Origin of the sequence: Rhodoferax sp., from assembly GCF_039922535.1 — a bacterium.
Taxonomy (GTDB): Bacteria; Pseudomonadota; Gammaproteobacteria; order Burkholderiales; family Burkholderiaceae_C; genus Rhodoferax_B.
Map to the genome: position 1 here is coordinate 1 of NZ_JBDTEM010000102.1, position 12,302 is coordinate 12,302.

At 65.1% G+C, this 12,302-nt stretch carries 12 protein-coding genes; 5 read left to right on the top strand and 7 right to left on the bottom strand.

Going from position 1 to position 12,302, the window contains the following annotated elements; all coding sequences use genetic code 11:
- Both ABI213_RS04635 and ABI213_RS04640 read left to right on the top strand, forming a co-directional pair.
- The coding region (locus tag ABI213_RS04635; RefSeq protein ID WP_348026249.1) for a phosphatidate cytidylyltransferase at positions 1–614 on the top strand (614 nt) is incomplete at its 5' end.
- 78 nt (positions 615–692) lie between these two features.
- On the top strand, positions 693–2,492 hold the full coding sequence (locus tag ABI213_RS04640; RefSeq protein WP_348005312.1) for a bifunctional alpha/beta hydrolase/class I SAM-dependent methyltransferase: 1,800 nt from the start codon (positions 693–695) through the stop codon (positions 2,490–2,492).
- Here ABI213_RS04640 and ABI213_RS04645 read toward each other — a convergent pair.
- Both ABI213_RS04645 and ABI213_RS04650 read right to left on the bottom strand, forming a co-directional pair.
- On the bottom strand, positions 2,443–3,060 hold the full coding sequence (locus tag ABI213_RS04645; RefSeq protein WP_348005313.1) for a CDP-alcohol phosphatidyltransferase family protein: 618 nt from the start codon (positions 3,058–3,060) through the stop codon (positions 2,443–2,445). The two genes, ABI213_RS04640 and ABI213_RS04645, sit on opposite strands and share 50 nt — an antisense overlap.
- Positions 3,057–4,241, bottom strand: a complete 1,185-nt coding sequence (locus tag ABI213_RS04650; protein WP_348005964.1) for a phosphatase PAP2 family protein — start codon at positions 4,239–4,241, stop codon at positions 3,057–3,059. Before ABI213_RS04650 ends, ABI213_RS04645 begins: the two co-directional genes overlap by 4 nt.
- A gap of 38 nt (positions 4,242–4,279) precedes the next feature.
- On the opposite strand from ABI213_RS04650, the gene ABI213_RS04655 reads away from it, so the two are divergent.
- Positions 4,280–5,368: a patatin-like phospholipase family protein gene (locus ABI213_RS04655; RefSeq protein ID WP_348005963.1), complete on the top strand. Its 1,089-nt coding sequence runs from the start codon at positions 4,280–4,282 to the stop codon at positions 5,366–5,368.
- Positions 5,356–6,078 (top strand): SDR family NAD(P)-dependent oxidoreductase, encoded by a 723-nt coding sequence (locus tag ABI213_RS04660; RefSeq protein WP_348026251.1) that lies wholly within the window; start codon positions 5,356–5,358, stop codon positions 6,076–6,078. The genes ABI213_RS04655 and ABI213_RS04660 overlap by 13 nt, the downstream gene beginning before the upstream one ends.
- Before the next feature lie 11 nt (positions 6,079–6,089).
- Here the strand turns inward: ABI213_RS04660 and ABI213_RS04665 are convergent, their stop codons facing one another.
- The 4 genes from ABI213_RS04665 to ABI213_RS04680 form a co-directional block, all read right to left on the bottom strand.
- Positions 6,090–6,830 carry a hypothetical protein gene (locus tag ABI213_RS04665; RefSeq protein WP_348005961.1) on the bottom strand — a complete coding sequence of 247 codons (741 nt, stop codon included), beginning with the start codon at positions 6,828–6,830 and terminating at the stop codon, positions 6,090–6,092.
- Between the two features lie 88 nt (positions 6,831–6,918).
- Positions 6,919–8,565: a FapA family protein gene (locus ABI213_RS04670; protein ID WP_348005960.1), complete on the bottom strand. Its 1,647-nt coding sequence runs from the start codon at positions 8,563–8,565 to the stop codon at positions 6,919–6,921.
- Positions 8,566–9,020: 455 nt separating this feature from the next.
- Positions 9,021–10,601: a gamma-glutamyltransferase family protein gene (locus ABI213_RS04675; RefSeq protein WP_348005959.1), complete on the bottom strand. Its 1,581-nt coding sequence runs from the start codon at positions 10,599–10,601 to the stop codon at positions 9,021–9,023.
- A gap of 10 nt (positions 10,602–10,611) precedes the next feature.
- Positions 10,612–11,034, bottom strand: a complete 423-nt coding sequence (locus ABI213_RS04680; RefSeq protein ID WP_348005958.1) for a nuclear transport factor 2 family protein — start codon at positions 11,032–11,034, stop codon at positions 10,612–10,614.
- Between the two features lie 184 nt (positions 11,035–11,218).
- On the opposite strand from ABI213_RS04680, the gene ABI213_RS04685 reads away from it, so the two are divergent.
- Positions 11,219–12,055: a DUF2520 domain-containing protein gene (locus tag ABI213_RS04685; protein ID WP_348005957.1), complete on the top strand. Its 837-nt coding sequence runs from the start codon at positions 11,219–11,221 to the stop codon at positions 12,053–12,055.
- On the opposite strand, the gene ABI213_RS04690 is transcribed toward ABI213_RS04685, so the two are convergent.
- Positions 12,052–12,302 (bottom strand): hypothetical protein (locus ABI213_RS04690; protein WP_348026253.1); only part of this gene is annotated, 251 nt, incomplete at its 5' end. The two genes, ABI213_RS04685 and ABI213_RS04690, sit on opposite strands and share 4 nt — an antisense overlap.

The window sequence follows — 12,302 nt, forward strand, 5'->3', positions numbered from 1 at the left end:
TTCAATGGGTGTGCGCGGCGGTACTGGTGTTGCAGACCGCGCTGGCGCTGCACAGCGCGGCGATGGCGACAGCGCTGCTGCTGGCCTTGCTGCTGGTACAGGCGGTGGTTTTCGGGCTGCGCCGCCAGCCTGCGCAGATGGTGCTGCTATTGTTTTTACTGCTGTGCGCAGGGCTGAGCTTTTTGCCCCATCTGTTGCAACGCAGCCCCATGCCCACGGTGAACCTGGCCTGGTTTTTCTACCTGTTTGCCGTGACGGCCTTGAACGATATTGCCCAATTTGTGTGCGGCAAGTGCTTTGGCCGACACCGGCTGGCAGCGCGCGTCAGCCCGAACAAAACCTGGCAAGGCTTGGCGGGTGGCGTGCTGGCCAGCCTGGCGGTATCGGCGGCGCTGGGCGGGTACCTGCAACTGGCCAGCCTGCCGCTGCTGCTGGCGCTGGGCCTGCTGCTGTCGCTGGCCGGCGTAGCGGGCGACCTGGTGTTTTCTGCCGCCAAGCGCCGCCTGGGCATCAAAGATTTTTCGCAACTCATTCCCGGTCACGGCGGCATTCTGGACCGCGTAGACAGTCTGGTGCTGACCGCGCCTTTGCTGTACTGCGGCTTGATGCTGTGACCCTTTTAACCTGAAACAGCTTGCATGGCGCTGGGTGCTTTGTACCCGCGTCCATGCAAGCCCATGTGAGACTTTGGCATGACGCAATCTTTATCTACCGCCTGGACCCCGCAAGAGTCTGGCTTTGACAGTTTTGACCGCACCCGTGTGTTCTACCGCAGCTGGCAGCCTGTACAGCCACGGGTAGACGGGCCACCCAGGGCGCTGGTGTTTTTGCACCGCGGCCACGAGCATTCGGGCCGCATCCAGCCGCTGGTAGAGGCTCTGGCCGGCCCGCAGGACTGGGCGTTTGCCTGGGACGCGCGCGGCCACGGGCATTCGCCCGGCGAGCGCGGTGATGCGCCTAGTTTCACCACCCTGGTGCAAGACTTTGAATGCTTCATCCGCCACCTGCAGGCCACCCATGGCATTGCGGCGGAGGACATCTTCGTCGTGGCCAACAGCGTGGGCGCGGTGATTGCCGCCACCTGGCTGCACGACTACGCGCCCCGGGTGCGCGGCGTGGTGATGGCGGCGGCAGCGTTTGACATCAACCTGTATGTGCCGCTGGCCAAACCCGCGCTGCGGCTGGCGCTGAAGTTTGCCCCCGACCTGGCGGTGACCAGCTACATCCGCGCGGGCATGCTGACCCATTCCGCCGCCCAGGCCCAGGCCTACGATGCCGACCCGCTGATTACCAAGCGCATTTCGGCCCGCGTGCTACTCGACCTGGCCGACACGGCGCAGCGCGTGGTCGGCGACGCGCAGGCCATCGACACCCCTGTTTTGATGCTGGTGGCCGACAAGGACTATGTGGTCAAGCCCGGCCCGCAACGCCGGTTTTTTGACAGTCTGGCCTCTAGCTTCAAACGCTACCTGGTCATTCCCAATTGCCACCATGCTATCTTTTATGAAGACCAACCCCAGGCGCAGAAAGCGCTGGAGGCCAGTCGGGCATTTATCGCAGAGTGCTTTGCCAAAGACCTGCCACCGCTGGCCGAGCAGCACAGCGCCGACACCGTAGGCCCCAGTGCGCACCGCTACCAGGCGCTGCAGCAGGGCATGGGCGGCAGCGCGGTGGAAAACGCGTTTTTCGCGCTGCAAAAGCGCATGCTGGGCAGCCTGGGCCACCTAAGCAATGGCATGCAGATCGGCATGGCCCAGGGCTTTGATTCGGGCGCTTCGCTGGACTACGTTTACCGCAACCAGGCCGGTGGCCGCTGGGGCGTGGGCGCGCTGATCGACCGGGGCTACCTGGACGCGATTGGCTGGCGCGGCATCCGCCAGCGCAAAGTGCAGTTGCAGCAACTGCTGGGCGAACTGATTGCCCTACACCCGGTGGATGCACCGCTGCGCATCCTCGACATCGCCGCAGGCGGCGGGCGCTACGTGCTGGAGACCGTCAAGCGCTTCCAGAACCGCGACATCGCCATCACCCTGCGTGATGTAGACCCGCAGAACCTGGCGCAGGCCGAGCAGCTCAGTCGCGATTGGGGCCTGCGCAACCCGATCACCTACCAGTGCCGCGACGCGTTCAACTTGGCCAGCTACCCCGCGGACGAGGGGCCGTACGACATCGTGATCGTGTCTGGCCTGTACGAGCTATTCAGCGACAACGCACGGGTGCTGCTCTCCTTGCAAGGCATTGCCCAGCAGTTGGCCATCGGCGGCCACCTGGTCTACACCGGCCAGCCTTGGCACCCCGAGCTGCGCATGATCGCCCAGACGCTGACCAACCACCTGGGTCAGCCCTGGCAGATGCGCCCCCGGCCCCAGGCGGAAATGGACGCACTGGTGGCCAGCATCGGCTGCCACAAGGTACACAGCGAAGTGGGACTAGCGGGGATTTTTACGGTGTCGGTGGCGCGCCGGATCGCAGCGCCGACCGCAGCCGGTTAACCAGCGTCCAGCCCAGCAGCACCAGCACCCCTACCAGCAGCCCGTTCAGCCACAGGCTGCGGGCACCTGACGCCAGCAGCAGGGCCAGCAGCCCAAAGGCCACCGCCCGGTCGCTTTTGCCCATGGGCCCGTCAAAGCGGCGGGGCGACGCTACCAGCAGCGCCAGCACCCCGGCAAATTCCACCAGCAAGGCCCCCAGCGCCGCCACCACCACCAGCGGCGCGTAGATGCCTGCGGCCAGCGCAAACGGCAGCACCAGCGCCGCGTCCGACACCTGGTCGGCCATCTCGTTGAGCAGCGCGCCCCAATGGCTTTTTTGCCCGCTGAAATTGGCCAGCATGCCGTCCAGCGCGTTCAAGGCCATGCGCAGCAGCATGAATACCGGCAGCCCGGCCCACAGCCGCCGGTCGCCCGGCTGCCAGGCCAGGGCTGCGCCGTACAGCAGCGACAAGAGCATCGCCAGCAATGTGATCTGGTTCGGTGTGACCCGCCACTGCACCAGCCGCGCCAGCACGGGGCGCAGTAGTTGCTGGAAACGGGGTTTGAGTTGGTAGACAGAAAAGCTCATAGGTTTTGTGACATGAAGTCATTGGCGATTACCACGCTGCGGCGCAAGCCCATGGCGCAGTGCAGGTAGACGCAGCGGCCCGCGGCAGTTTCCCGCCGCAGCGCCGCTACGATGTCTTGCACCACGGCGGCGGGTGGGGCCACGATGTCGAGCAAGGGGAAGTGCTGGTACGGGTGGCTGCGCAAGGCCGGGGTTTCGCCCAGCTCGTGGGCCAGGTCAAACACCGTGCAGCCGGGCGGCAATTGCGCCGCCTCGGCATGGCGCAGGCGGCGGCCTATCCACAGTTGGGCCGTGATTTGTCGCACTGGCGCATGCTGCCGCCCGCGCCACACCACCGCCCACCACGTGAGCCGGTAGCCCAGCAGATACGGTGCGTACACGCAGCACACCCACCAGGGGATGCGCCCCTGGGTTTTGTGCAAAAAGTGGCGGTTGCCACGCGCATAGGCCAGGGCCACCAGCCACAGGCTGGCCACCAGGTACAGCGTGAGGGCCGCAGGCCACAGGGCGCTGCCCACTACGCCCGCCACGCCACCGGCCAGCAGGTAAACCAAGGCCACAGGGGCTTCGCTTCGCCCTGGCCGCACCACGCGAATGCAGGCCAAGCCCAGCAGCCCGCCGCCCACGACATCCAACGCTTGGTGCTGGTAGGTGAACAGCGTGGACAGCGCCGTCAGCAGCAGCCAGCCGCCCAGCAGCGCACGCGCCCAGGGGGCTGCCAGCAGGTCGCGCAGCGGTGCCCACAGCAGCACGCAAAAGGCTACGTGCAGGGAAGGAAACTGGTTGTAGGGCGCGTCGACAAGCGCCAGCGCCCGGAACAGCGCGGCGGGGATGGGTTCGGCCACCGGGGGCCGCTGCCCGCTGAACTGCAGCGGCCACAGCACAAACACCAGCGCCGCCAGCACCGTGGCCAGCAGCAGCCGCAGGCTGAGCACGCGCAGACCGTCTTGGCTGGGCACCAGCCACATGGCGGCGCACAGCAGGATGCCGCTGCTGGCGTAGGGCAGCACCATCCAGGGCCAGAACGGGGTGTGTGCTTCCCACGCAAAGGCGATGTGGCGGGTGGTGCCGCGCTGCTGCGCCAGCGCATTGGCCAGCAGGTAGCACAGTGAGAACACCAGCCCGTTGATCCCCACATGCACCAGGCGTTGCCGTGCGGTTACTGCGACTCCTGGTTCCATGCACTGCCTTGTTCAATTCTTTGGGTTATCTTAGCCGGATGAATTCGACACAAAAATACCGCCGCTGCATGGTGTTTGCCGGGGGCGGTTTCCGCTTTGGCATCTACCTGGGCATGTACGCCGCTGCGCGCGATGCAGGCCGGGCCCCCGATGTGCTGCTGGCCACCTGCGGCGGGGCGATTGCGGCGGCGCTGGTGCAGGCGCTGCCCAACGATGCGCAGCGCAAGGCCTGGCTCAGCTCGCCGCAGATGTACCAGTTTTGGGGCAGCCTGCAGCCCGCGCCGCAGGCCAGCATTACCCAAACCCTGCTGGGTGCCGCCCGGCGTAAGTGGTCGCGCCAGCCCGCACCGGTGGTGCCAGACCTGTTCCGCGACTACCTGTTTGACGTGCCGCCCGCCTTGCCGCTGCCGCCGTCTGCGGTCCACTCGGAAGTAGACGTGGTCACCATCGGTGGCAAGCTGCTGTTTGGCCCGGCGGACGTGGGCCAGCCGCGTGGCAGCCGCAAGCTGTTTGCGCAGACCGTGTTCGGCCCGCCGCGCGCTACCGCCTTGGCCCAGGGTATGGCCTCGCCGTTTGCAGATGCGCACTGGGGGCAGCATGCGGTGGCCGACACGGTGCTGACCGACGCCACGCTGCCGCTGGAGCAGGCGGCGCGCATGTCCATCACCGACTTCTACTACTTCCCCAGCCACCGTTTTGCAGGTGACCACTACATCGGTGGCGTGGTCGATTTGTTCCCTATTGAGCTGGCGCACCGCCTGGCCGACGAGGTAATGATCGAATTCAAGGAGTCGTTTGACCAGACCTTTTCCATTCCCGCCTGGCGCGCCGTGCTGGGGCTGGATGGCAACCAGCGCCTGCGCCAGGTCAACGGCCAGCTCGCGGATGTGTGGTTTGACACTTCGGACGTGACCACCGCGTTGCCGGTGCAGCAAATCCACAAGCAGCTGGACTGGCGGCGCAACCGCATCACGCTGGCCCTGCCCACCGACCACGCCACCTACGTGTGCTACATGGACGCGCAATGGCAGTACGGCTACCAGCGCGGCCTGGAAGCCCTGCAGCGCCCCCCGGCCCGCATGCGCAACGTAGACCGCTACAACCGGGCCCAGGCATGCGCGTTCTGATCCTGGGCGGCACCAGCGGCATCGGCCTGGCGCTGGCCCGCCACTACCTGCAGCAGGGCGACACCGTGGCCGTGTGTGGCCGCGATCTGGCGCGCTTGCCCGCCGACTTGCCGCCGCAGTTGCAAGCCTACGCGCTGGACATTGCCGACCCGCAGGCCCTGGCGGAGATGTTTGCGCGCTTTGCCGCGCCGGGGTTGGACCTGGTGGTCGTCGCCGCAGGCTTCTACTTCAACACCCGCCGCCACCCGCTGGATGCCGCCACCACACTGCGCATGCTGCGCACCAATGCCAGTGGCCTGAACCACGCGTTCGAGCGGGCGGCAGAGAAGATGTTGGCCCAGCGCGCAGGCCATCTGGTGGCGGTGGCGTCGGTTGCCGGGCTGCTGCACGATTACCCTGGCGCGTCGCTCTACAGCGCCACCAAGCGCAACGTGCTGAGCGTGTGCGCAACCTACCGCCTGGCGTTGCAGCCCTTTGGCATCGCGGTCACCGCCATCGTGCCCGGCTACATCGACACGGAAAAACTGCGTGCATTAAACGGCGGCGATGCCCGCCACAAGCCGTTTTTGTTGTCCGAAGCGCAGGCGGTGGCGCGCATCACCCAAGCCATTCGCAAGCGACAGGCGGTGTGCGTGTTTCCCTGGCAAATGCGCTGGCTGGTGGCGGTATTGAACCGGCTGCCGCGCTGGGTGTTGGCGTTGCGGGGCTGAGGCTGGGGCGCTCATCCAGCCGAGCACCACCGACCCGATTCTGGGCACAAAGCGGCTGGTGCGCCGTTGCGCCAGACCTGTTCGGCATCCAGCCTAAAGGCCGTCGCAGGGTCGGTGTCAAAGTTAATTTGCAGTGCGTGGCCCACATCAGCTTGTTCGACGGGCAACTCCCAGGTCAGAAAAACCAGCGTGCAATCGCGCTCAGGTGGGAAGTCGGCTACGTTGAAAGCCGTACTGTCACGCGGCACCACGGCGTGGGGCTGGCCCGTATCGAACACCAGCACCGTGCCCTTGGCCAGAGGAATGCGCAGGTCGATGACGGGGAAATGCACATCCAGCCCCTGGTCTTCGCTCAAAAATAGATTACAAAACGCCGCACCGCCGTACTGCGCACCGTCATGGTGGTAGCGCGCGCCGCGGCAGGCCATCAAGGCGACATCACTGGCGGCCAGCACGTTCTGCAGACCGTGCGCTTGCGTCCAATCGACCGCCGCCTGCACGCAGTGCCGATAGTCCGGCCAGCGCATCCGTGCCCTTGGCAAAGACAGGGCCTCCACATTCCCCGGTTCCAGGCCCAGACGCAAAGTCGCATCCCGCGCCCAATCCGCCACCAGACGTGCCGGGGGCGCAGGCACATCGACCAAGCCGTGCAGCACAGTGCCGCTGACATTGCGGCTGCGCAGGGTGTCGCCGCTCCAGAAGTAGGCGGTGAGTAAATCTGGTGCGTAGTGTGGTGGGGGAGGAGGGCGCATGGGGCGCAGTGTAGTGAGGCGCTAGACAAGCTCTCACCAGAGGCCGTTTAGGTATGAATGGCGTCATGCCGGGCCGACTTCAGTCGGTTCAGCCGACGATGGTGAATGTCTTCTGTGGGTCGATATGCAAGATGCGACCACTCTGGTCGAACTTGAAGCCCCCCGCACTGTAAGGCTTGTGAAGGCGGCATGAACGCTTGCCGAAGGTCAGAATCACCGAACCTTCTACACCTTGGCTGACCTCAATCGCCGCGTCCTGGAACATGGCGAGCTGTCCTTCGATCTTGCGTTTCTCCGCTAGCCGCGCACCCCACCCCTGGAGGACCTGCTGCAAGGAGGCCTGGGCGCGCGGCAGTAGATTGTTCTTGTCCCCGTTGGCCTTGAGATGCTGGACGACCTTTTTCAGATTGCTTTGCTCGGCCTCCATTTTGACGATCTGCGCCTGAATCTCCAGCAACTGGGCTTCCAGTATAGGGTTGACCCCCACCTGCACGGTGGTTACGCCACTGGCATCGTCGGCCCCGATCTGCGGGGCTTGCACCTTCATCATGCAGCGCGTCGTGCCGCCGACGATCCGACCGCGTTTCTGTGCCTTGACACCTACGATGACCTGGTTGATCGCCATCAGTTCGCTTTGCAACACCATGTCATCTACAGAAATGACGGTGCCGGCTGAAACCATGGAGTTCTCGATAAACCGTGCCGACACCGAGCCCTCTGCCTTGATCTTGGAATGGGCAACGATCCCGCCGTCGATCCGGATGTCGCCACCGGCTTCCAGTTCCGCCCCTTCCACCGTGCCACGGACGATGATGTTGCCCGTGACCTTGATTTTCATGTGGGCCATTACATCGCCCTTGATCTGGATGCTGCCGTCGAAAGTAACGTTGCCGCTGTCCATGTCCACCTTGTCAAGCGCGAGCACATCTTCCACCAGCATGCCGTTTTCCACCTTCACGGGCTGCCCTTTGATGTCCGCCTCCAGCACCTCGGGCTCGTCGTGGGCGAAGCGCACGCCCTTGAGGGTGTTGGCGTAGGGTGTGTCGATGCCTGGCGACGGCTTGATGGCATTGCCCCGCACATCGCAGCCGGGCAAGCCCAGCGTGGCGGGGTGGCGGCGCATCAGCGGCGTGCCGGGCTGGACGAAAGGAATGTCACCCATTTCGCGGAAGTCGATCAGACCGTCTTCATTGACCTTGGGCGCGCGCTCGGCCACCGTCTTGATGAGTAATTCAAATTCGGAGTCCACGCCGCTGACGGGTGGCCTCTGGCGGGCTACTTCGATTTGGACGGACTTTGCGGCAGTGCAGGCTTGTGGGATGGCCTGTTCATCGATGCCAAACACGACCCCGGCTAGGCGTATGGCCTCAGCTACGTCGGCACCCAGCAGACTCTGGCCGCCTTGCGGGGGCGACACCTGCAACCAGGCCAGGGCACCGTTATTCGTGATCTGCACTTCCACCGAGGCATTGCGTTTTTCGGCAATGTCGACATCGAATGCGCCAGCGTGGCCTTCCCAGCCCTCCATCAGGAGGTTGAGGCCATCGTCCAGCAACATCCAGGCCCCATAACCCCCCTGGGCCAGCAACTCACGCACGGTTGCCGCGCTCAGCGGTGCGCGGTTTTCTGCCGCCGACACCAGCGCCGTCACATGCGCGCCTTGTTCGGACAGCGTCAGGCCCTCGGCCAAGACTTTGTTTGGAGGAGCGCTTTCCAGGCCTTGTTGATCTGACATAAGGAAGCCAGTCCTGCTTTGCCGTTATTGTCCTTACATTGTAAGGTTTTGTGGCTCTGGTTGGGCTGTATTCCAGAGCCGGGCTCAGTCCTTGAGCTCCACCCCCAGGGCATCCAGCTTCTTTGCATACGTATCCCTGCGTTTTGCAGCCTTTGCCGCTGTTTCCAATGTCGCCTGGGTGGCCATCGGACCCTTTTGGGCTACGGCTTTAATCAGTCAGAACTTGTGCGCGGCATCTGCCTCGGCGCGCCTGAAGGTGGCAATGGGTTCGGCATGGGGAACGGATGGGGCATAAGTACCGTATTGTTTAAAGCGCTATTTTCTGCGCTGCAGTGGCTTACTTCGGGGTGTGGTGAGAGGCTGCAATCGGGCCGAAAGTTTATATGCTTTTTAGGGCTCCAGCGCAGATGCTACCTGCGCTGGAAGCTATGAAAATGATAAAAACCGGCGCACCCTCACAGCCCCATCGCCCGCCCATCGCTACGCGGATCGTGCGCGCCGGTCATCACCCCTGTGGTGGGGTCGATGCGGATGGCACCGGGATGGCCCATCAGCGGGCTGTGGGCGGGCAGGGGGCTGAGGGCGTGGCCGCGCCGGGCCAGGTCTTGGAAAACTTGCGCCGATACATCGTCTTCCAGCTTGAGCGAATCGCGTGCGTCGGAGAAGGTTTTGCCCAGCAGAAAGCGCGGGCGGGCCAGGGCGGTGTACGGGTCCATGCCGTAGTCGATCATGCGGGTCAGGATGGCAGCCAGGGTTTGCGGCTGGCCGTCGGCACCCTGCGTGCCGTACAAGATGGAGGGCTTGCCGTGCTGCAAATACATGCCGGGGTTCAGAGTGTGGAAAGGGCGCTTGCCCGGTGCCAGGCAATTGGGGTGCTGCGGGTCCAGCGAGAAGGCCGCGCCCCGGTTGTGCCACAGCATGCCGGTGTCGCCCACCATGACACCGCTGCCCCAGTCGAAGTAGGTGGTGGCCAGCATAGACACGGCGTTGCCCGCGCGGTCGGCCGCGGCCAAAAACACGGTGTCGCCGGTCTGAAAATGGTGCGGCCAGGGCAGGGCCTGGTCCATGCGGATGGACGCGGCCTGCTGGTCCAGGTGGGCGGGCGACAGCAGGCGTTCGATCGGCACCGGGGCGTGGTCGGGGTCGGCCACGAAGCGGTTGCGGTCGATGAAGGCGCGCTTCACCGCTTCGACCAGCAGGTGGTAGTAGTCGGCGCTGCCCTCGGCGATGCCGCCCAAGTCAAACCGGTCCAGGATGCCCATGATCTCCAGCGTGGTGATGCCCTGCGTGGGCGGGCGGTGGGCCACCAGGGTGCCGTCGCGGTAGGGCAACTGCAGCGGGGCTTCGGCGCGGGCGTGGGTCTGGGCCAGGTCGGCGGCGGTCAGGGGCGAACCGGCCTCGGCCAGGCCTTGGGCGATGGTGGTCGCCAGCTGGCCTTCATAGAAGTCGCGCGGGCCGCGCAGCGCCAGGGTCTCCAGCGTGGCGGCCAGCGCGTGCTGGTAGCGCAGCTGCTGGGGCGCGGGCATGGCACCGTCCTGCAAAAAATGGGCGTAGACGTCGGGCAGGGTCGCAGCTTCGGGCTGGCGAAACTGCAGCCAGAAGCGCTCGGATTCGGAGATGGCAAAGCCGTGGCGGGCCAAGGTGATGGCGGGGGTCAGCAGCCCGGCCCAGCTTTGGTTGCCTGCCCACTGGTCGCGGCTGATGGCAAAGGCCTGGCCCCACACGTCCACCGCCGCCGCGCTGGTCAGCATGGCCTGCGGGCCACGGGTGGGGATGCTGCCGTTGTAGGCAGGCAGGTGCTGGGCGGCTTGGCCGATGCCCGACAGGCTGTGCACCTGGCCGTGCGCATCGGCAATCAGCATGAAGGCATCGCCTCCCAGGCCGCAAAAATGCGGGTAGGTAACGCACAGGCTGGCGGCTGTGGCGATCACCGCCTCGATGGCGTTGCCGCCCTGGGCCAGCACGGCCAGCCCGGCTTCGGTGGCCGGGCCGTGGGGGCTGGTGACCATGCCCTGGGTGGAGGTGGCGAGGCTCATGGTGTGTTGCTCATGTTGCAAGGCCCGCGCGCTGCAGCAGCCACTCGGCGCTGTCGTTCCACACGTCCATCTGCACGATCAGGCCCTGGCGCACCACGTAGCGGTCTACATAGCGGTTGCCCTCGAACAGGCTGCCGTCGGGCCAGGCGCCAAACAGCGTGCCGATGTTGTAGACGATGGCCTCGGCCTCGGTGGCGCCGGCCACCACGTCGGTTTGCTCAAAGCGCTTTTTCACCCAGGTGTAGCGGCTGGCGTTGAAGCGGCTGCATTCGGCCGGGTCGCGCATCTCGCGGCCTCCGGTGAAGCGGATGCGCAGGTCGGGCGCGGTGAAGGCGCGCGCGCCCTCGGGGTCGGGCACCATGATGGTTTGTAGAAAGCTTTCGACCAGCGCTTTCGCCTGGAGGCCGGAGTCAGATGGGGTATTGGTGTGCATGGTGTGCCTAAAGAGCTGCGGGCGTGCAACGACTATGCCAGTTCTTGGCTTGCCGGGTTTTTTAAGGAATATGTGCCGCCTGCGCAGATTCCACCTGCGCGGGCAGCTATCAAAGTAATAGTATTGGGGCGTGCGCATCTTTGGCAAAATAAGTGATGCCCATCCACTACAGAAAGCGAATCTTTTGAAAATACTCAACCTGGTAGGCGCGGGCCGTGTCGGCCAAACGCTGGCACGGCTGTGGCAGCAGCAGGGTACGTTTGCGGTGCAAGACGTGCTGACCAGCACACCCGCCAGCGCGCAGGCTGCCTGTGCCGCCATCGGCGCGGGCCATCCTGTAGAGACACTGCAGGCAATGCGTCCAGCCGATGTGTGGATGCTGGCTGTACCCGATACCGCGTTGCCGCAGGTGGTGCAGGGGCTGTCTACGGCGTTTGCGGAATCCTCGGCCTTGATCGAGCAATCCGTGGCTTTCCACTGCAGCGGGGCGCTGGACAGCGCGTTGCTGGCACCGCTGGTGACGCTGGGCTGGCAGACAGCCAGCGCGCATTGCATTTTGAGTTTTGCCTCGGTAGAGGCCGCCGTGGCCCAGTTCCCCGGCACGGCCTGCGCGCTGGAGGGCAATACCCGCGCCTGCGGCCTGCTGCGTGCCGCCTACACCGATATCGGCGCGCGCTGTTTCAGCGTGGCCAGTGAGCAAAAGTTGCTGTACCACGCGGCGGCCGTGTTTGCCACCAACTTCCTGCCGGTGCTGCAAAGCGTGGCCGAAGACGCATGGCGCAGCGCCGGAGTGCCTGCCGAGCTGATTCCCGATTTGCGCGCCAGCTTGCTGGCCCATGCGGTGCACAACATCACCACGCTGGGGCCGGCTGCCGCCTTGACCGGCCCGGCCGCCCGGGGCGACACCGCCGCCATCGCCCGCCAGGCGCTGGCCGTGACAGCCTGGAACCCAGAGGCCGGTGCGGCCTACGACGCGCTGAGTGTGTTGGCTCTGCGCTTGGCGGGCCAGCAGAAAATTTAGTGAAGGGTCTGCGCCAGCATTTCACGCAGGTTTAACGCGCAGTTTTGCAGCGCGATGCAGCGGGAGCGCTGGGCACACTGTAGGCAGGTGTCGGCATAGGCGGGGTCGCGCAGCAGGCGTTCCGGGTCCACGGTATAGCCTTGGCCCGCCATCAGCCATTTGAAGTCCACCTCCAGCAGCAAGTGGCTGTTTTGGTCGCCAGGAATATTGACAGTGTGCGTCTGCATGTGCGCTCCTTGCTCTGTTT